The 18,607-nt window shown below is 49.7% G+C and carries 15 protein-coding genes and 2 pseudogenes; 3 read left to right on the forward strand and 14 right to left on the reverse strand.

Translation table 11 applies throughout. From position 1 onward, the window contains the following. Positions 1 to 12 precede the first annotated feature (12 nt). Complete coding sequence (locus QZ176_RS03290) at positions 13 to 357, reverse strand: hypothetical protein (protein ID WP_295151226.1); 345 nt, start codon at positions 355 to 357, stop codon at positions 13 to 15. Positions 358 to 502: 145 nt separating this feature from the next. On the opposite strand from QZ176_RS03290, the gene polA reads away from it, so the two are divergent. Beyond that, the gene (gene polA / locus QZ176_RS03295) at positions 503 to 3,319 is read left to right on the forward strand and encodes a DNA polymerase I (RefSeq protein ID WP_295151227.1); all 2,817 of its coding nucleotides are present in this window, start codon (positions 503 to 505) and stop codon (positions 3,317 to 3,319) included. A gap of 630 nt (positions 3,320 to 3,949) precedes the next feature. Here polA and QZ176_RS03300 read toward each other — a convergent pair. From QZ176_RS03300 to QZ176_RS03360, 13 genes and pseudogenes are all read right to left on the reverse strand, one after another. After that, a complete protein-coding gene (locus QZ176_RS03300) occupies positions 3,950 to 5,086 on the reverse strand; it encodes a PLP-dependent aspartate aminotransferase family protein (RefSeq protein ID WP_295151228.1) in 1,137 nt (378 codons plus the stop codon). 25 nt (positions 5,087 to 5,111) lie between these two features. Beyond that, positions 5,112 to 5,846: an amino acid ABC transporter ATP-binding protein gene (locus QZ176_RS03305; protein ID WP_295151230.1), complete on the reverse strand. Its 735-nt coding sequence runs from the start codon at positions 5,844 to 5,846 to the stop codon at positions 5,112 to 5,114. Further along, positions 5,846 to 6,514, reverse strand: a complete 669-nt coding sequence (locus QZ176_RS03310; protein WP_295151232.1) for an amino acid ABC transporter permease — start codon at positions 6,512 to 6,514, stop codon at positions 5,846 to 5,848. The genes QZ176_RS03305 and QZ176_RS03310 overlap by 1 nt, the downstream gene beginning before the upstream one ends. Then, positions 6,511 to 7,260, reverse strand: coding sequence for an amino acid ABC transporter substrate-binding protein (locus tag QZ176_RS03315; RefSeq protein ID WP_295151234.1), 750 nt, complete (start codon positions 7,258 to 7,260; stop codon positions 6,511 to 6,513). Before QZ176_RS03315 ends, QZ176_RS03310 begins: the two co-directional genes overlap by 4 nt. Positions 7,261 to 7,353: 93 nt before the next feature. After that, the gene (locus tag QZ176_RS03320; RefSeq protein WP_295151235.1) at positions 7,354 to 8,097 is read right to left on the reverse strand and encodes an amino acid ABC transporter substrate-binding protein; all 744 of its coding nucleotides are present in this window, start codon (positions 8,095 to 8,097) and stop codon (positions 7,354 to 7,356) included. 665 nt (positions 8,098 to 8,762) lie between these two features. Further along, on the reverse strand, positions 8,763 to 10,313 hold the full coding sequence (locus QZ176_RS03325) for a flavocytochrome c (RefSeq protein ID WP_295151237.1): 1,551 nt from the start codon (positions 10,311 to 10,313) through the stop codon (positions 8,763 to 8,765). 264 nt (positions 10,314 to 10,577) lie between these two features. Further along, positions 10,578 to 11,405, reverse strand: coding sequence for a radical SAM protein (locus QZ176_RS03330; RefSeq protein ID WP_295151305.1), 828 nt, complete (start codon positions 11,403 to 11,405; stop codon positions 10,578 to 10,580). After that, positions 11,405 to 12,178 carry a 4Fe-4S binding protein gene (locus QZ176_RS03335; protein WP_295151239.1) on the reverse strand — a complete coding sequence of 258 codons (774 nt, stop codon included), beginning with the start codon at positions 12,176 to 12,178 and terminating at the stop codon, positions 11,405 to 11,407. Before QZ176_RS03335 ends, QZ176_RS03330 begins: the two co-directional genes overlap by 1 nt. Continuing rightward, complete coding sequence (locus tag QZ176_RS03340) at positions 12,171 to 13,031, reverse strand: substrate-binding domain-containing protein (RefSeq protein WP_295151240.1); 861 nt, start codon at positions 13,029 to 13,031, stop codon at positions 12,171 to 12,173. Before QZ176_RS03340 ends, QZ176_RS03335 begins: the two co-directional genes overlap by 8 nt. A gap of 72 nt (positions 13,032 to 13,103) precedes the next feature. After that, the gene (locus QZ176_RS03345; RefSeq protein ID WP_241091625.1) at positions 13,104 to 13,340 is read right to left on the reverse strand and encodes a 2-hydroxyacyl-CoA dehydratase family protein; all 237 of its coding nucleotides are present in this window, start codon (positions 13,338 to 13,340) and stop codon (positions 13,104 to 13,106) included. A gap of 175 nt (positions 13,341 to 13,515) precedes the next feature. Beyond that, positions 13,516 to 13,911: pseudogene (locus tag QZ176_RS03350) on the reverse strand (BadF/BadG/BcrA/BcrD ATPase family protein); the annotation flags it as partial. Between the two features lie 162 nt (positions 13,912 to 14,073). After that, positions 14,074 to 15,006, reverse strand: coding sequence for a DMT family transporter (locus QZ176_RS03355; protein WP_295151241.1), 933 nt, complete (start codon positions 15,004 to 15,006; stop codon positions 14,074 to 14,076). A 6-nt stretch (positions 15,007 to 15,012) separates the two neighbouring features. Next, on the reverse strand, positions 15,013 to 15,918 hold the full coding sequence (locus QZ176_RS03360; protein ID WP_295151243.1) for a DMT family transporter: 906 nt from the start codon (positions 15,916 to 15,918) through the stop codon (positions 15,013 to 15,015). Between the two features lie 667 nt (positions 15,919 to 16,585). On the opposite strand from QZ176_RS03360, the gene der reads away from it, so the two are divergent. Together der and QZ176_RS03370 are read left to right on the forward strand one after the other, a co-directional pair. After that, a complete protein-coding gene (der, locus tag QZ176_RS03365) occupies positions 16,586 to 17,971 on the forward strand; it encodes a ribosome biogenesis GTPase Der (RefSeq protein WP_295151244.1) in 1,386 nt (461 codons plus the stop codon). Next, positions 17,958 to 18,452: pseudogene (locus QZ176_RS03370) on the forward strand (shikimate kinase); the annotation flags it as partial. The gene der and the pseudogene QZ176_RS03370, both read left to right, overlap by 14 nt. Positions 18,453 to 18,607 lie beyond the last annotated feature (155 nt).

The following is an 18,607-nucleotide window of genomic DNA, read 5'->3' on the forward strand; positions in this document are numbered from 1 at the left end:
TTTTAAAGCACTTTAGCCGTGGCACTTCGCGTCGGTATCGAAGCCCTCATTGACCGCGCCGGGTTTTAGGCTGATGGTGAGCTTGACTGCGTCGCCGTCCAGATCCTCGCGGGCAATGTCAAATTTAGACTCGATCTTCGGGATCAGCCCCATCGGAAATTTATGATTGAGCATGACGACCTTTTTGGTGCCGTCCTTTACGAAATTTAACGCCACCAGCGCATTTACCATCGGCTCGGGCGGAATGCATTTGCGCGAATCAAAGCCGATGTATTCTACGCCGCCCTGCGATTTTTTATAAAATTTCACCGTGGCGCCCGCCGCGTCGAACTCCTGCCAGTCTGTGAAAAAATCCATACTAGGTCCTTTTTTTAAAATTTCGCGCGATTATATAGCAAATTTTAAAATTTTGAAATGAGGCAGATCAAGTCCTATTCGGAATTTGTAAATTTAGCCGAATTTTAATACACTACGCGTTAAAATTCTAAATCCGAGGACCATTATGCAGACCATCACGATCATCGATACGTTCGGCTTTTTTTTCAGGCTCTACTACGCTATGAGCGGGCTTAAAACAAAAGACGGCAAACCCAGCGGTATGGTGAGTGGATTTGCGAGCTTCATCGCAAATCTTTCGAAGGAATTTAAGAGCGATTATATAATTTTCGCTCTGGATAGTAAAGGCAAGACCTTCCGCTCGGATATCGATCCGAACTACAAAACCAACCGCCAAGCCCCGCCGCCCGCGCTTTTGCAGCAGCTGCCGGTCTGCATTGAGATGATCGAAAAGATGGGGCTTTACTCGCTCGGACGCGAGGGATATGAGGCGGACGATCTCATCGCAAGCGTCGTTAAAAAGCACGGCGCCACGCATAAAATCAACATCGTTACCTCCGACAAGGACCTGTATCAGCTCATCGGCGAAAACGTTAAAATTTACAGCCACGGCAAAAAGATGCTTTACGGAAGGGGCGAGTGCTTGCAGCGCTACGGCGTCTATCCCGAGCAGATCGTGGATTTTTTAGCGATCTGCGGCGACAGCGCCGATAATATCCCAGGCGTGCGCGGCATCGGCGACAAAGGAGCGAAGAAGCTTTTAGACGAATGGGGCTCGCTTGAGGGGATCTATTCAAATTTAGACCGCCTGCCGCAAAACAAACAGCGCGAGTATCTGATAGAAGGTAAGCAGAGCGCCTACATAAGCAAGCGCCTGGCTACGCTTTACGACGAGCTGGAAATCCCGCCTTTAGAGGATGCGAAATTTCCGCAGCAAAATCCGCTTTTTAAAATCCGCGAAATTTTAAAAGATTACGCGCTAAATAGGCTTCTTTCGGCGTTAAGCCTGCAGGAGCAGAACGGACTTGATCTTTGGGGCGAGGGCAAAGGCGCAAGCACAAAAAACTCTTTTTTAAGCGGGGGCGGGAAGGGCGCGGGCACAGAGCCGTCTCGCGGCGGCTCTATCTTGGACGCTGCCGTAGGAGGGCTAGACGGGCAAAATTCTATCCCGGGCGGTTCCGCTTGCGGCGGGCAAAACTATGAACGCGCTTTTAAAACGCCCTTTGAGCCCGTTTGCATTACCGATGCCGCGGAGCTTGCGAGGCTGTGCGAAGGCGTCAGCGCCGAGACCTTAGTGAGCTTCGATACGGAAACCACTAGCGTCGATAGCAAAAGCGCCAAGATCGTGGGTTTTTCGTTTGCATTTAACGAGGAGCGCGCCTATTACGTCCCGCTCGCGCACAGCTATTTGGGCGCTCCGGCTCAAATTTCTTCGGACGCGGCAAAGGCTGCGATCGGCTCGCTATTTCGCGGCTATGTCGTGGGGCAAAATTTAAAATACGATTTTGAGATCGTGAAAAATAATTTTAACATTGAGCCACCTGCGCGCTTTGCCGATACGATGGTGCTAGCGTGGCTGCTCGATCCCGCAAACGCCGTGGGGATGGACTCTATCTCGCCGCGGTATCTGGGGTATGAGACTGTGCATTTCGGCGACGTCGTCAAAAAGGGCGAGACCTTCGCCTCCGTGGAGCTGGACGCCGCTACGATCTATGCGAGCGAGGATGCGTGGGTGACGCTGAGGCTGTATTTTAAACTCAAACAGCTGCTCGAACCCGCGCTTTTTAAGCTCGCGCAAGAGCTTGAGTTCCCGTTCGTGCGGGTGCTTTGGCAGATGCAAAGATGCGGCATCAAGATCGACGCGGAGATGATAAAGCGCCTTATCGCGCGCAACGAAAAGTCCCTGCGAGCGCTCACGGATGAAATTTATGAGCTTTGCGGCGAGCAGTTTAACATCAACTCTCCCGCTCAGCTCGGCGCCGTGCTTTTCGAGCGGCTTGGGCTTCCTGCCGCAAAGCGCACCAAGACGGGCTACAGCACCGATGAAAGCGTGCTGAAGGATCTTACGGCGCTACATCCCGCGGTGGGTAAAATTTTAGACTACCGCGAGCTGTTTAAGCTGCAAAGCACCTACTGCGAGCCGCTGCTGCAGCTTGCCCTGACCGATGCGCAAAATCGCGTCAGATCGAATTTCTTGCAGACCGGCACGGCCACCGGGCGGCTAGCGAGCAAAAATCCGAACCTGCAAAATATCCCTGCGCGCGGCACCTTTGCGAAGGACGTGCGGGACTGCTTCCTCGCGAGCGAGGGCTACTCGCTGATCTCGCTTGATTATTCGCAGATCGAGCTGCGCCTGCTCGCGCACTTTTCGCGCGATCCTGCGCTTTTGGCGGCGTTTAGGGCGGATGAGGACATTCACGCGCGCACGGCGATCAGCATCTTCGGCGACGCGCAGCCCGCGCACCGCACGATCGCAAAGAGCATAAATTTCGGTCTCATCTACGGCATGGGCGCGGGCAAGCTAAGCGACAGCCTAGGCATCGCGCGCGTCGAGGCGAAGGGCTATATCGAGCGCTATTTCGCGGCGTTTTCCACGATCAAGGAGTTTTTGCAAAGCATAAAATCGGACGCGAAAGAAAGCGGCTACGTAAGCACGCTTTTTGGGCGCAGGCGCTACTTCGACTTCGCAAACGCGCGCAACAACATGGTCTATGCGAGCTACGAGCGCGAGGCGGTGAATACGAAATTTCAAGGCTCCGCAGCCGACATCATCAAAAAGGCGATGGTTGAGATTTCGCCGCTGTTAAGCGACGAGGCGCGGCTGATATTGCAGATCCACGATGAGCTGATCTTCGAGGTGCGGGACGATTTGGCGCAGAGCTTCGGCGAGCGCGCGCAGGAGATAATGCAAAGCGCAGCGAGCCTGAACGTGCCGCTTAAGACGAGCCTAAACATCGCCAAACGTTGGGGCGAGCTGAAGTAATTTCGCTAAATTTAAAGCGGCTAAAATTTTAAGCGAAATTTAAACGGCGCGCGGAATTTTAAATTTTGAGCAGGACGGAGCCTAAATTTGCTCGTTTGATAAATTTGATTGCTCTAAATTTAGACCGAGCAGTTGGCGTGGTGCGGCACAGATCCGCCGCCGTCTTTAAATTTTTGATTAAATTTAAGCTCTTCGCTCGGCAATATCAAACGGCGGTTAGATAGATTTATCCGAATTAAATTTAAACAATGTGTTTTAGCAAGAGGTCTAGATAAATTTTGCCGTGCGTATAAATTAAAATTTCATTTCAACGACGTAGTGACGGAATTTTTAAATTTAAATTTTACGCAAAGCCGCGCGCTTCGTAAAATTTAACGAGTGAAAATTCATACAAAATTTAGCCCGCGATAAATAGGCATAGGTTTTGCGAAAAAAGATTTTTGTAAGATGAAATAATCGGCGGCGGGTCTTTACGAACTCGCCCTGCGCGCCGGCTTGTAAAGACCGCGCCCTTATAGCCTCACGAGCGAAGCTATAAGGATTTCGGACTAAATTTTGGCATGAATTCTGCGCGCGTAAATTTTACAAGCCTGCATAAAATTCCACAAGCTTACGTAAAATTCGTGCCGCCTATTTTTTAGATTTTTCTAGCGCGGCGGCAAGGTCCGCTATGAGATCGTCCGCGTTTTCGATGCCTATGGCTAGACGCAGCAAATTTTGACTGATGCCGATGCGCTCTTGCAGCTCGCGCGGATAGCTCTCGTGCGTCATCGACGCAGGATGGCAGATCAGGCTCTCTACGCCGCCCAGACTAACCGCCAGATCAAATAGCTCAAGGCTGCGCGCAAAGGTTTTATAGTCGTATTGCGGCTTAAGCACCAGTGAGATGACCGCTCCGATGCCGCTGGCTTGGCGATTTTGTATCTCTTTTTCGTTAGCCGAATGCGAGCCTGCAAAATTTACCGCCTCTACCGCAGGATTGCCGCGTAAAAATTCTATTATCTTTAGCGTATTTTCGCTCTGGCGGTCGAAGCGCACGCTTAGCGTTTTAAGCCCGCGTATGAGCGAATACGCGTCGGTAGGCGATAGCGTCGCGCCCAGAGTGTTTTTCATAAACTGAATTCTTGCGGCAAGCTCGTCGTCATTCGTCGTAACGATGCCGGCGATCAGATCGGCATGCCCGCCTATGTATTTGGTCGCGCTATAAACCACGACGTCTGCGCCGTGCTCTAGCGGGCGCTGATAATATGGGGTCAAAAAGGTATTATCCATAACCACAAGCGCGCCGTTTTTGTGCGCGAGCTCGCTGATGCGCTCAATGTCGGTTACGCGCAAAAGCGGATTTGAGGGCGTTTCGATGAAGACCATTTTGACGTCGCTCGGAATTTCGGTGATCAAATTTAGATCGTCCACTAAGTCGTAATTGACCCCTTGATTTTTAAAAATCCCGCTTACGTATCGATAGGTGCCACCGTAAACGTTGTTATTTAGCAGCACGCGATCGCCGCTTTTAAGCAGCGCGAATGCAGCGCTCGTAGCCGCTATACCCGAGGCTAGCGCGAAGGCGTATTTGCTGCCTTCAAATTTTGCAAAAAGTTCCTCAAAGGCGTTGCGCGTAGGATTTGCGCCGCGCGAATAGGCGTATTTGCCGAAATCATCCAGGCTTTCTTGCACGAAGGTGCTGGCTAGATATATCGGCGGAATCACCGCGTTGTGGGGGTTGGACTTAGCCTCTATGCCCTTTACGATTAGGGTATCTATTTTCATCTTTTCTCCTTAAAATTTAATGGATTTAAAAGCTCATCGCTCCGATAAATTTAGCTATGCGCTCGTCGCCGCTACCGAAGAATTCCTCTGCGTCGCCGTCGAATGCGATAACTCCGCCGTCTAAGAATAAAATTCTATCTGCGATCTTGCGTGCAAAGCCCATATTGTGCGTGACGATGATAAGCGAGCGATCCTCTGCGGCAAGCTCTGCGATAGTCTTTAGCACCTGTGCCTCAAGCTCGGGATCAAGCGCGCTCGTAGGCTCATCCAGCAGCAAAAACTCAGGCTGCATCGCAAGCGCCCGCGCGATCGCTACGCGCTGGCTCTGACCGCCGGAGAGGCGAGCCGGATACGCGCCAGCTTTATCCGCCATGCCGACCTTTTTTAGCAGCGCCATTGCATTTGCCTCGGCAAGCTCGCGTGGCTGCTTTAATACGTGTACGGGCGCTTCGATGACGTTTTGTAAGACGTTGAGGTGCGGAAAGAGATTGAAGCTTTGAAAAACCATGCCCGTATGCGCGCGGAATGGATGATATTCGCTTGTTTTATGCTGAGCGTCGAAATTTATCTTAAACTCGCCTAGCTGTAGCTCGCCGCCGCTTGGAATTTCGAGCAGATTTATGCAGCGCAGCATCGTGGATTTGCCAGAGCCAGAGCTTCCTAAAATCACTGTCGTTTGCCCGTCGCGAAATTCTAAGCTTAGCCCGTTTAGCACGACGTGATCGCCAAAGCGCTTAGTTAAGTTCGTAAATTTTATCATCATACGAACCTTGAAAATCGTCGCTCTAGCTTGGATTGTAAGAACGTAAGAAGGGTGCAGACTGCTAGATAAAATAGCGCCGCCAGTACGTATAACGTAAGCGGATCGAATGCCCGCGCAGCAATACGTTGAGCGACCATAAACATATCGACCATCGTAATCGAGGCTACGAGCGAAGTGTCTTTAAGCGTAGAGATAAATATATTTGATAGCGGCGGCAGCGATATGCGTGCTGCTTGCGGAGCGATAATGCGGCGCAGGATTTGAGCGTAGCTCATGCCTAGCGAAGTAGCCGCTTCCCATTGTCCCTTTGGCACTGATAGGATCGCAGCTCGCACCGCCTCTGAAGCGTAAGCGCCGATATTGAGGCTAAAGGTAATGATCGCAGCAGCCCAAACATCAAGTGTGATCCCAACGATTGGAAGTCCGAAATAGACGATAAAAAGCTGCACCAAAAGCGGAGTGCCGCGAAAAATCCAAATATAAATTTCGCTTAGCTGCTTTAAAATTTTAAAATTTGCGATGCGTGCGACCGCCGTCAGCACCGCAAGTGCGAGCCCGAGCAGAAATGAGATTATCGTAAGCGGGATCGTAACTTGTAACAGGGCTAGCGCCATCGGCTCTAGCGAGCTGCTAACAAGCTCTAGAATTCTGCTTGTTTCGTTCATTCACTCACATCTTTGCCAAAATATTTAAGCGAAATTTCTTTTAGCTTGCCCTCGGCTTTGAGTTCGTTTAAAGCTCTGCTGATTTGATCTGCGAGCTCTTTATTGCCCTTTTGCACGATTGCAGCGCTATAATCGACGTCTTTTAGCTTTGCGGCGATCTTAATCGGAGCGTCCGGGCGCTGCTTTAAAAAGTCGTAAAATACGGTATTATCGCGTACGACGGTATCTACGCGGCGAGCGATCAGCAGCTCCATACTTTTGGCGAAACTATCGACGGTTACGTTTTGCGCGCCGTATTTTTTAGCGACTTGCGCCCAGTTGCTGGTAGCGGAGTCCGCATTTTTCTTGCCTTTTAAATCCTCGAAGCTTTTAATGTCGTTGTTATCTTTATGCACGATGATAGCTCCGTAAACGACGGTGTAGGGCACAGAATACTCATATTTTTTCTTGCGCTCATCAGTGATGCTTACTTGATTAAACACAGCGTCTGCCTTGCCTGCATCAAATGCTGCAAGCATCGCATCCCAAGGCGCGGTTAGAAATTCTATTTTTAGACCAAGCTTTTCGGCGACTGCGCGCGCGACATCTACGTCGTATCCTACGAGCTCATTTTTGTCGTTATAATACGAAAATGGCGAAAAGGTGCCTTCCGTAGCTACTTTAAGCGTGCCTTCGCGTAGTGTTTTAGAGTTTGCGCCGCATATTAAAAGCGCGCACGCAAGCAAAGTTTTTATTAAATTTTTCATAATTCCTCCAAAATTTTATGAGCGAAATTTAAAATGCGAAATCCCGCTCAACCAAGTTTAAAATTCCACGCTTCAACTAAGCGGTCGTAGAATTTATTCCGTAATGTCTTTGCCAAAATATTTAAGTGAAATTTCTTTCAGCACGCCTTTTTGCTTTAGCGATTTTAGCGCGGAATTTATCTGCGCCGTCAGCTCGTCGTCCTTTTTAAGCAGCACAGCTGAATAGATCGGCTCATTGCCTTGAGCTGCGATTTTTAGTGGGGCGTTTGGGCGCTGTTTCATATAGTCGAAAAATGTGATGTTATCGTTGATCGTAGCGTCTGCGCGACGAGCTATGATGAGCTCCACACCCTTGCTAAATCCGTCTGCCGTAACGACCTCGGCGCCATAGCTGCGCGCCATGTCAGCCCAGTTACTGGTAGCGGAGTGGACGCTTTTTTTGCCTTTAAGATCCGCAAAACTCTTAATCCCTTCGTTATCAGCTCGCACTACCAGCGCAGCATAAGCCACAGTATAAGGCTCGCTGAAGTTATATTTTTTCTTGCGCTCCTGCGTGATGCTTACTTGATTCATCGCTATGTCCGCTTTGCCTGCGTCAAATGCCGCCAGCATCGCATCCCACGGCGCGGTTAAAAATTCCGCCTTTAGCCCTAGCTCTTTTGCCAGCGCGCGAGCGATATCGACATCAAAGCCGGTAAGATTATTTTTCTCATCATAGAAAGAATACGGCGAGTAAGTCCCCTCCGTGGCTATTACGAGCGTGCCCTCTTTGAGCGTCTTAGCGCCTAAGGTAGCGGTGATTAGCGCTGTTGCGAGCAGGGCTTTAAATATTTTCATTGCATCTCCTTGAAATTTAGCTATCGCTCGCGCTGCGAGCAGATGCGCGATTATATCGTGCGGAATATATAATTTTTATTAAAAATTCTAAATTTTAGTAAGACGTGATACAAAATTTCGCCTGTATGGCAAAACTTTAGCGTCATATATTTTTAAAATTCTGACAGAGGTGATTTATAAAATTTCAAGTTTATTAGGTAAAAGTATCACAGACGGAATTTAGCCTGCGATATAAAATAAAATTTGCAAGTATTTCGAGGCGATTTTTTGAGTTAGAAGCTAAAAATTGCGCAAGCTAGACTTCTGCTTGCAAGTTGTGAGAGAAACGAAGCAAAAATAGCCTGTCAGGCAAAATTCTAGCAAACTCTGTAAAAGCGCTCAAAAAATGCAAATTTAAAGCGAATTATCTCGAGCTTTAGGCGAGGCGGATCTAAATTTTAGAGCGCAGATAGAATATTTAGTTCATCTAGCGATAAAATTTAATGAAGTACCGCAAGCCGAATTCTCGAAATCTTAAATTTGACCTGCGATACGAAATAGTATTTGCAAGTATTTTTGAGATGGATTTGAATGTTGCGACGAAAATTTCGGTCAAGATAAGGCATATAGCCTATCGCCGACCGAAATTTATAGCTCATTCAAAGCCGCTCAAAAGACGCCGCAAATTAGCCTATATTCTCTCCCGCAATCATCCCAAACGTTAAGCAGTCAGCTATCGCCACGCTACCTAAGCGGCTAGCTCCGTGTACGCCACCCGTGATCTCGCCTGCGGCAAATAGCCTAGGGATCGGCATCTCTGTTTGCAGCGAGATGACCTGAGCTTTGGTATTGATGTCGATACCGCCCATCGTGTGGTGAAGCTTTGGCGTACCGCGCATGGCGTAGAACGGCGGTTTAGAGATATCTACGCCGTTTGTGGTGGTTTTATCCATAGGCTTACCGAAGTCCTCGTCTTTGCCCGATTTAACGAAGCTATTATATCTCTCGACGGTCTTTTTTAGCTCTGCGGCAGGGATTTTATAAGCCGCCGCTAGCTCGTCTAGAGTTTCAAATTTCTTTAGTACGCCGGACTCTAGCGGTTTAGTGTAGTGCTCAGGTATGACCATGTTTTTTACACCATCGCTATCACAGAAGTTGATAGGATAGATATCGGCTTTTGCGTCGATTACTTTAAACATAGCTTGAGAGCGGGTGCGGCGGTCCGCTAGCTCGTTCATATAGCGTTTGCCGGTTCTTGGATCGACTGAAATTCCGTAGCGGAAGCTTCCGTTTACGTTAAACATAGAGCCTACGCCAAAGCCTTTTTCGTCAGGGCATGCCCATGGACCAAATTGTATCCAGCTTAGCTGAACAGGGGTAGCGCCGATCCTAAACGCCTCTTTCATAGCGCCTGCGGTTGCGCCCGGGTGGTTGGTGCTATCCGTAGTAGGCAAGATAGACGGATCTTGGACTTGTCTAAAGAATACGTCGCGGCAGAATCCTCCTGCGGCTAGTACTACGCCCTTTTTAGCTTTTATAACTTTTTTAGTTCCTGTAGTGTTTTCGGCGTCGTCTTTTTGGCTCTTTGGATCAAATTTATAATCCTCTCTGATGATCACGCCGTCTACGCCGCCGTCTTCACCGAGCACAAATTCGTCAAATTTAGCTCTTTGTCTTAGCTCGCAGCCTTGTAGATTTTTAAAGTATTCTACCATCGGCTGAACGATACCCGAACCCGAGCCGTTAGCGGTCTGAAGCGATCTAGGTACGCTGTGTCCGCCTGCGTGAGTAACTTTATCTATGTATTTAGCGCCGCATTTTAGAGTTAGTTTATATGCGTCTTGCGCGCGAGTAGCGATGGTGTCGATTAGATCTACGTGGTTTAGGCCGCGGCCGGCTTTTAGGCAGTCTTTGATAAATAGCTCGTTGCTATCTTTGATGCCTTCTGCTTTTTGTTTGTCGCTGTTTGGAACGGCAAATATACCGCCGTTAATAACTGAGTTACCGCCGACGCGTCCCATCTTTTCTAGGATTAGGACTTTATTGCCTTTTTCGGCTGCGGTGATACCCGCCGCAAGTCCTGCAAAACCGGAGCCAATGATGACTACGTCCCACTCTTCGTCAAATTTGACGTCCTTTGCGTTTACCGCAGCGTTTGCGTTTACGGAGCCGAGCGCTAAAGCACCCGCGCCAACTAGGCTCATTTTGAGCAGATCACGTCTTGAAACGTTTTCCATGATGTCTCCTTTATTTTACCGTTATACGGTTTTTCTGATGCCTAATTTTGGGAGTATTATAGCCAAAGTTAAATAAAAGCAAAATAACGTTATTTAAAAATTGTTTTTAAATTTTAAAAAACCGCCGCAGCCAAAAAGCTGCTTATTGGCTGTTTGCTAGCTCTAAATTTAGACAAATTCTAAATTTAAATCTCTTCATAAAATTTTATGCGCGCTATGAGAGCGTATCCTAGGCCGGATAAAAGACCCGCTAAAAGCAGGTCTTTATTTTTCGCAAAGCTTACCGCACGCATCGGCGCGGCATCTGCTGCAGTGAGTCATCTGCGCCATTGAGCCGCCGATTAGCTTTCGCATGCTGCGAATTTCTTCGTTAGAGGGCGATTTGATATTTGCAAAAGGGGTATCATGCACGGGGATCATCGCCATACAGTTCATGATATCGGCTCGCCACTCCTTGGCCTTTTTCGCGATTTGCGGGACGTGAGCCATATTTACGCCAGGTATTACGACCGTATTGATCTTTACGATCATGCGAGCTTCTTTTAGTTTGCGAATACCTTCCTCTTGGCGCGCCCCAAGAATTCTGGCGCCCTCTTCGCCGCGGTAAATTCTATTTCCGTGGCGTACCCACGCATAAATTTTGCCGCCCACTTCGGGCGTTACGGCATTGACCGTTACCGTCACGTGGCTCACGCCGATGCGCACGATATCATCCACGTGCTCGGGCAAAGATAGGCCATTTGTGGATAAGCAAAGTAGGGCGTGAGGGAAGCGGGCTTTGCATTTTTCAAAGGTAGACAAAGTCTTGTCGGCATCGCACATAGGATCCCCGGGCCCTGCGATACCGATGACCGAGATATCTTGTCTAAATTTAAATAGATTTTCCACGTATCCTACGGCCTCGTCCGGGCTCTGCACCCTCTCTGTTACGCCGGGGCGGTTTTCGTTGGCGCAGTCGTAGATGCGGTTGCAAAAATTGCATTGGATATTGCAATGCGGAGCTACAGGAAGGTGCACGCGCCCGTAGCTCGCGGACGCTTTTTTATTAAAACAAGGGTGATTATTTAAAAATGCCCGAGTATAAAAATTCATCAATCTTTTTCCCTTCCGAATTTGATGGCGTCCGCGTGGCAAACGTCCATACAATCGCCGCAGTTCGTGCAGTTTATCTCGTCCGGTCTCGTGCCCATTTCGCATTTGCGCAAACAGGCGTTGCAGTTATCGCAGGCACTCGTTTTATAAACGCGAAATATTGAAATTTTACGCAGCAGCTCCATTATGCCGCCGCTAGGACAGGCGAAGCGACACCATAAATTTGCGACGATCAAGGATGCGGCGATGAAGGCCACGACTACGGCAGTGCGAACCGCCCAGTACCAATCGGAAAATTTAAAGGACATGATAACGGCGTTTAGGTACTCGTCGCTGGTGCGAATAGGGATCATAACTCGAGGATTGCCGTAGATAAAATACACGCCCGCGCTCAGCAAAACGGCTAAAACCATGCCTATCTGCGCAAATCTAAGCTTTTTATTGCGAATTTTAAGCTTAAAAATAGCAAATTTACCGAGCATTTGATTTACGAATCCGCCCGGGCAAAGCCAGCCGCAAAACGCGCGCCCAAGGAAAATAACCAGCACGGGGATAAATAGCCAAAATCCGAAAAACACGGTCGCGATACGCCCCCAGCACGTGATGATCGGACAGGATTGGCAGTTTACGAAAGGCACAATAAAAGGGCATCTAAAAATCCCGTAATACGCCCATTGCCCGATCGCGCCGATAAAAATCAGCTGCACCAATCGACGAATTTTAGTTAGCCTAGAGACTTTTTTCATCTTTACCATATTTACTATACTAAACATCTTTTACACCAAACCTTTCTATGAGTTCGAGCCCGCGCGCCGAATGGATGGAGGTAAAGCCGTGTCGCTCGAAAATTTCCTGCCCCTCCACGGAGCAGACGAAGTCCGCAAAATCATCGGCTAGCTTCTCGTCCTTTACGTACTTCATGATATTTAGCGTAAAGGTAAGCGGCCCGGGCGGGATAAGTTTCTCGTCGATAGGCATATATTCGATCTTGTCTTTAAACCTATCGTGCGTCGTTAGGCGCTTTTCGATGATGGACGCATCGCCCTTGCCATCTACGAGATCGCACATCATCTGAATGACGCATGAGCCGTCGGCGACCATATTTTTCATAACGGGTCCCGTGAGACCGGAATTTTTCAAAATTCCCTTTACCGGTCCGCTGCCTGGAGGCGATGCCCTTAGCGGCAGCATCACCCGCACGCCGGGCTCTGCTAAATCCTTTAGGTCGCGAATGCCCGCGGGATTGCCCTTCGGCACTACTAAAACGTAGTCGGTAAAACATAGAGGTCTAAAGCGAAGGCTAAGCCCTGCTTTGCGTAGTTTTTGAGACAGCTCCAAAACGCGAGCGCCGAAAACCTCCGTCTTGCCCTGCAAGGCTAGCAGCGACTTTCCGAGTGCGCCCGCAAAGGCGCCGGTGTATTGGATATTATGTCCCGTTCTTGACTCATAAATGGCGTTTAGCTCGTTAAATGCTTCGGACAGTCCTCCGCACGACCAAACCTGCAGGGAACCTGGCTTAAACGGCGTATAGCCAGCGAGCATCGCTTCAGGTCCGGCGATGGTGGCTGCCGCTAGAGCTCCTTTTAAAAAGCCGCGACGAGATTCGTCTATCTCCTTAAATTTCATGCAATCTCTCCTTTCTTTGGTTTGTTTTTAAATTTAGAAAATTTTTAATTTTAAAATTTCAAATAAGACCTGCTAAAGCAGCTCTATAAAGGCTTCCAGCCGCGTGCGTATCTGCCCGACGTCTTGCTTGGAGTAGTCTGTTTCTAGGCTCATATAGTTCGCTCCCGCTTCGCGGCTCGCCTCTTTGATCTTATTCGTCTCGATCGCGTAGGTGTGGCAACCGCTTAGCACGACGTCGATGACGCCGTCTGCTTGATATTCGCGGATAAATTCCTTGATGATATCCGAACGTGCGTCGTTTTGATACATTACCGAACAGGGGATTTTGAGGTAGCGCTCGGCGATATTCGCGACCGGATCGCCCTTCGTTTGCACTTAGCGAGGACGGCCTCGGCAAAAACCGTGCATGGAGGCTTAGTTTGATTGCGGGATTTTTGCGGGCGGTTTTGTAAATTTCGCTAAGCTCAAGCCCCAAGCGGTCCGCGCTGATCTCTAAAAATTTACCCGTGCCCGCCGAGCATTTATCGTTCATGATAAAATCCGTCGGCTTGCCGTTTAGGGTCTTGATAGCCTTCGTATCCTGCCCGCCCACGCCCTCTACGGTGCGGCCTGGCTCAAATAAAAAGTGCGCGCCAAGGCCGTGGCATAAAATTTCGCTCATGCTAAGCTGCGCGTACTCTACGCTAACGCGTCCGTAGCCCGTAGCCGTCACGAAGCCCTCTGCGTAGCCTTTTTGCTCTAAGGCTTGCTTGATCTGGCGCGCGACCTTGACCGCGCTAAAGCCGCTTGGCAGCAAAAATAGCTCGCAAAATTCGCCGCGTTCGTCCATAACGGCGAGCTTTGACGAGGTAGAGCCGATGTCGATACCGATAAAATGCATAAAATTTTAAATCCGTCGAAAAATATTTCTACGCCGTAGAACTTTGATTTGAATGTTAGTCTTTTTAAGCTTTTAGACTGCTGAAATTTAGCGCAGGCGGGTGGCGCGGATGAAATTTAGCCTCACGCCGCGTTTGAATTGGTTTTAAATTTAGATTTAAATTTAGCGTTCGCGGGCGATTAGAATTCCGCTTAAAATCACCACCGCAATGCCTGCTAGCACGATCGGACCGGGCAGATGATCGCCTAGCATAATTCCTAGCGCCATGCTAAATAGGATGTCGCTGTAGCTGATCGCAGCGACAATGCCCGCTTTGCGCGAAGCGGCGTAGGCGCGCGTCATGTAAATTTGAAAGTAGATACCGCTGACGCCCAGAAGCGCCACGAGCACCCAGCCAAAAAGGCTTGGCGGGTTAAAGTAAGCAAGCCTCGCCAAATCAGCCCCGCTGAAAAGCCCTAAAATTTTAACCTCGCTATCACCGAGCACCCAGCCCGCAGCCATCATCATCGCGCTTAGAAAGGTAGCGGAGGAGACGAAAACCAGCACGATGAGGTTGGTGGCGTAGTGTTTGCGGAGCTCGCGCACGCTCGTGTATGCAAGCCCTGCGCACATGCCGCCGAAGATTCCCACCGCGTCGGTTACGCTGATGCCGATGTGCGGGCGCACGACGAGTAAAATTCCGCCAAAACCGAGCAGTATCGCAAACCAGCCCTTAGAGCTTAGCTTTTCGCCTAAGAAAAACGCCGAAAATAGCGCGGTGAAAATGGGCGCCGTTTTTTGGAATGTAAAAGCGGTGCCAAGATCGATGTGAGCGATGTTGTAAAAGGTCGCTAAGATGCCGCAGCTACCGATAAAACCGCGAAATGCGAGTAGCCACGGCTTACCGCCGGGGCCCAGGTTTTTTACCCGTCGTAGCGAAAACAGCACGATCGCTATCCCTACTACGTTGCGGAAAAATACGATCTCGGCGCTACTCATCCGCTCCGCCATCACCTTGGCTAGCGCGCCGTTTAGCGCGAAATAAAAGCTCGCTACGAGCATATAATAAACGCCAAGATGTTTCAGCCAAAACGCGGAGTAGAATTTTTGTTTCATCGCGCGCTACTTTCGGTTCGCTACAAGTGTGCCCGCGACGATGATGAGTGCCATGCCCGAAAGTGCCATGAAACCGGGCAGGGCGTCGCCTAGCAACAGCCCAAATAGCGTCGAAAAGATGATGTCTGCGTAGCTAATCGTAGCTACTATGCCAGCTTTACGCGTCGCGGCGTAGGCCTTGGTAACGTAGGTTTGATAAAATAGCCCCAGCAGCCCCAAAAGCACGGCAAAGAGCCAGCCCTGCGCGTTTGGAATTTTAAATTTGCAAAGCATAAAGCTAAGCGCCGGCGCATCTATAAATTCCGCCGCGATCATAAGCGCTGCGGGCATCAGCGTGCCGGCAAGAAGCGCCGAGAGGATGATCGTATCGGAGCTATAATATTTGCGCAGCCCGCGCACTGAGGTAAGCGCCATCGCTGCGAATAATCCGCTTAAAATTCCAAAAATATCGCTCGGCTGTAAGCCAAACTGCGGCTGAATTACCAAAACAATCCCTGCAAATCCGAGACAGACCGAGAACCAGCCCATCGCGCCGAATTTTTCGCCGAGGGTAAAATACGCGATGATCGCCGTCCAAATGGGCGCCGTTTTTTGAAAGGTAAATGCCTCGCCGAGGCTGATGTTAGCGATGTTGTAAAAAAACACCATTAGCCCCAAAATCCCGATAATGCCGCGAAACGCAAGCGTAAAAGGATGACCGCCTTTGTTTGCAAAGCGCGCCGTACGGGGACGCGCCTTGATTTTATAAAGCAGGATCAAAAGCCCTGGTAGATTGCGAAAGAGCACGACCTCAAGCGATGAAATTTGCGCGCCCAAAAGCTTGGCGAAAACGCCTGTAAGAGAGTTATAAAAGCACGCCATCAGCATATAATATACGCTTAGATGGTGCAGCAAGAAGTTGTTGTATTTCATCGCGACCCTTTAAATTTGCGGAATTATACACGCATAATGATTAAATTTTAATATCCCGTCGTTTTTAAGCTCACCCTCGCCGCTCCGTTGTTTCTAATCCTCGCTGCGTCATCACTTTTAATCTTGCCGCGCCGCCGCTTGCATGCGCAAAGCAGTAAAATTTACGCAGCTGCGGGCTTTTATGCTTTCGTGTAGTTGCGCCGGTTTTGCGCTTTGAAGCTTGCTTTGCGCCTTCCGCTTGCGGCGCTAGTTTGGCTCTTTGGCATTAGCTTTGCGATTTTGCGCGACCGCCCGTTTCGTGCGCCGTTATTGCATACGCGAAGTTCGCGCCGTCGCTAGTGCGCGCGGAGTAGCCGATTTTGCGCATACGCCGGTTTTTGCGTTTTGCGCGGCTACTTATGCTTCATCGCGGCGCCTATTTTTGGGCTTTTATTTTTAAATTTATAAAATTTCGCGCAGCCTCGGGTTCGAGTCACGGTTTGCGGCGACGGATCGCGCGCCTTTGCGCCTTTTATTCAAGCGGCGTTTTGCTAGTGCCGCGATAAAATTTCTAAATTTAGCGCCTAAATTTTATAAAATTTAGGCGCTTCCTTCCGCGAGCGAGCGCGTAGAATTTGGCTTTAATCTATTTTTGGTTATAATCGCGCCAAAAACTACAAGGACGAACGTGAAAAGTTTGATCATCATCGGGCGCCCCAACGTCGGCAAGTCGAGCCTTTTTAACCGCCTAGCGGGCGCTCGCATCGCCATCACGAGCGACGTTGCGGGTACGACGCGCGATACCAATAGGGCCGAAGCCGAAATTTTCGATCGCCGCGTGCGCGTGATCGATTCTGGCGGTCTGGACGACACCTCCGAGCTGTTTGCGCGCGTGCAAGCCAAGACGCTAAGCGAGGCCAAGAGCGCGGATTTGATAATCTTTATGACGGACGGCAAGCTGCTTCCAAGCGATGATGAGCGGCGGATATTTTTTTCGCTGCAGAGGCTCGGTAAGCCCATCGCTTTGGCGGTCAATAAGATCGACGGCAAGCGCGACGAGGAGCGCAGCTGGGAGTTTAACGAATTTGGCGTTAAATTTTTCCCGATCTCCGTCTCGCACAACAGCGGCATCGACGAGCTGAAAGAGTGGATCTACGGCTTTTTGGACCCTGCGCCCGCGAGGCAGGATGAGGATGAAATTTTTGATGATTTTATAGAGGGCTTTAACGACGAGGGCGAGCCGAAAGAGGGGCGCGACGAGGAATTTTATGCTAGTAAAACCATCGGCGTGGGTATCATTGGGCGGGTAAACGTCGGCAAATCTAGCCTTCTAAACGCGCTCGTGGGTTCGCAGCGCTCGGTCGTGAGCGATTATGCGGGCACGACGATCGATCCGGTGAACGAAAGCACGGAATTTGAGGGGCGCACGCTTGAGTTCATCGACACGGCGGGTATTCGCCGCCGCGGTAAGATCGAGGGCATCGAGCGTTTCGCATTAAATCGTACCGAAAAAATCTTGCAAAACTCCGACATCGCGCTTTTGGTACTTGATGCAAGCGAGCCGCTAAACGAGCTGGACGAGCGCATCGCGGGGCTTGCGGCTAAATTTGAACTCGGGCTCATCATAATTTTAAACAAATGGGATCTTTGCGAGCGCGATTACGACGAGTTTTGCCGCGATTTGAGAGATAGGTTTAAATTTCTTTCCTACGCGCCGATCATCAGCGTCAGCGCGACGGATAGGAAGCGGATACATAAAATTTACCCGCTCATTTTGGATGTTTATTCAAATTTCACGCGCAAGCTCGGCACTGCAAGGATCAATGAAGCCATAGAAGCCGCGATAAAGGCGCATCCGATACCTCGCGAGCGGGGCAAATCGGTTAAAATTTACTACGCCGCGCAGATCGGCTTTGCACCGCCGAAGATCGCTCTTGTAATGAACCGCCCCGGTGCGCTACATTTCAGTTACAAGCGCTATTTGATGAACAGACTGCGCGCGAGCTTCGCTCTTTCGGGGAGTCCGCTAGTGCTGCTGCCGCGCAAAAAAGGAGAGGGCGATGAAGAGCGGTAACATCGTACTCATCGGCTTTATGGGGGTCGGCAAGGGCACGGTAGCACGGGCTCTGGCTGCGCAAAGCGGGATGTTTGCGCTTGATTGCGACGATATGATCGAAAGCTACGCCAATAAAAAGATCGGGCAAATTTTTAAAGAGCAGGGCGAGCAGAGCTTTAGAAAGATGGAAGAGGGCCTTGCAAAATTTTTAGAAAAGTCCGTCCGCTGTGCCGTGATCTCCACCGGCGGCGGCTTTTACGCCGTAAAAAATTTAAACAAAATCGGCACCGTCGTGTATCTGAAATCAAGCTTTGAGGGGATCATTAATCGCTTAAAAAATAGCGAAAACGCGGAGAAAAAATTTGCCAAACGCCCGCTGTTAGCCGATCTGCAAAAGGCCGCGGCGCTTCACGCCGAAAGAGACGGGGCGTATGAAAAAAAGGCCGACATCGTAATCGACGTCGAAAATAAAAGCGTAAAAAAGATCGTAAAAGAAATTTGCTCCGCCTGCGACGGGCTAAGCTTGAAAGGAAAAAAGATGTCTAAGCAAAAGTGCCCGGGCGGCGGCAAAAATTCCGAGCCGCACGGTAAAGAGGGCAAAGGCGATAAGCTTAAAAAGAAAGAGGCGCTAAAGCAAAAGCTGCGTGAGCTGCT

Source organism: uncultured Campylobacter sp., assembly GCF_905373215.1.
Classification (GTDB): domain Bacteria; phylum Campylobacterota; class Campylobacteria; order Campylobacterales; family Campylobacteraceae; genus Campylobacter_B.

What these genes read in the sequence shown, in the direction of transcription:
- QZ176_RS03290 (WP_295151226.1), bottom strand. Translation starts at nt 357, where the DNA reads ATGGATTTTTTCACAGACTGGCAGGAGTTCGACGCGGCGGGCGCCACG.
- polA (WP_295151227.1), top strand. Translation starts at nt 503, where the DNA reads ATGCAGACCATCACGATCATCGATACGTTCGGCTTTTTTTTCAGGCTC.
- QZ176_RS03300 (WP_295151228.1), bottom strand. Translation starts at nt 5,086, where the DNA reads ATGAAAATAGATACCCTAATCGTAAAGGGCATAGAGGCTAAGTCCAAC.
- QZ176_RS03305 (WP_295151230.1), bottom strand. Translation starts at nt 5,846, where the DNA reads ATGATAAAATTTACGAACTTAACTAAGCGCTTTGGCGATCACGTCGTG.
- QZ176_RS03310 (WP_295151232.1), bottom strand. Translation starts at nt 6,514, where the DNA reads ATGAACGAAACAAGCAGAATTCTAGAGCTTGTTAGCAGCTCGCTAGAG.
- QZ176_RS03315 (WP_295151234.1), bottom strand. Translation starts at nt 7,260, where the DNA reads ATGAAAAATTTAATAAAAACTTTGCTTGCGTGCGCGCTTTTAATATGC.
- QZ176_RS03320 (WP_295151235.1), bottom strand. Translation starts at nt 8,097, where the DNA reads ATGAAAATATTTAAAGCCCTGCTCGCAACAGCGCTAATCACCGCTACC.
- QZ176_RS03325 (WP_295151237.1), bottom strand. Translation starts at nt 10,313, where the DNA reads ATGGAAAACGTTTCAAGACGTGATCTGCTCAAAATGAGCCTAGTTGGC.
- QZ176_RS03330 (WP_295151305.1), bottom strand. Translation starts at nt 11,405, where the DNA reads ATGAATTTTTATACTCGGGCATTTTTAAATAATCACCCTTGTTTTAAT.
- QZ176_RS03335 (WP_295151239.1), bottom strand. Translation starts at nt 12,178, where the DNA reads ATGTTTAGTATAGTAAATATGGTAAAGATGAAAAAAGTCTCTAGGCTA.
- QZ176_RS03340 (WP_295151240.1), bottom strand. Translation starts at nt 13,031, where the DNA reads ATGAAATTTAAGGAGATAGACGAATCTCGTCGCGGCTTTTTAAAAGGA.
- QZ176_RS03345 (WP_241091625.1), bottom strand. Translation starts at nt 13,340, where the DNA reads ATGTATCAAAACGACGCACGTTCGGATATCATCAAGGAATTTATCCGC.
- QZ176_RS03355 (WP_295151241.1), bottom strand. Translation starts at nt 15,006, where the DNA reads ATGAAACAAAAATTCTACTCCGCGTTTTGGCTGAAACATCTTGGCGTT.
- QZ176_RS03360 (WP_295151243.1), bottom strand. Translation starts at nt 15,918, where the DNA reads ATGAAATACAACAACTTCTTGCTGCACCATCTAAGCGTATATTATATG.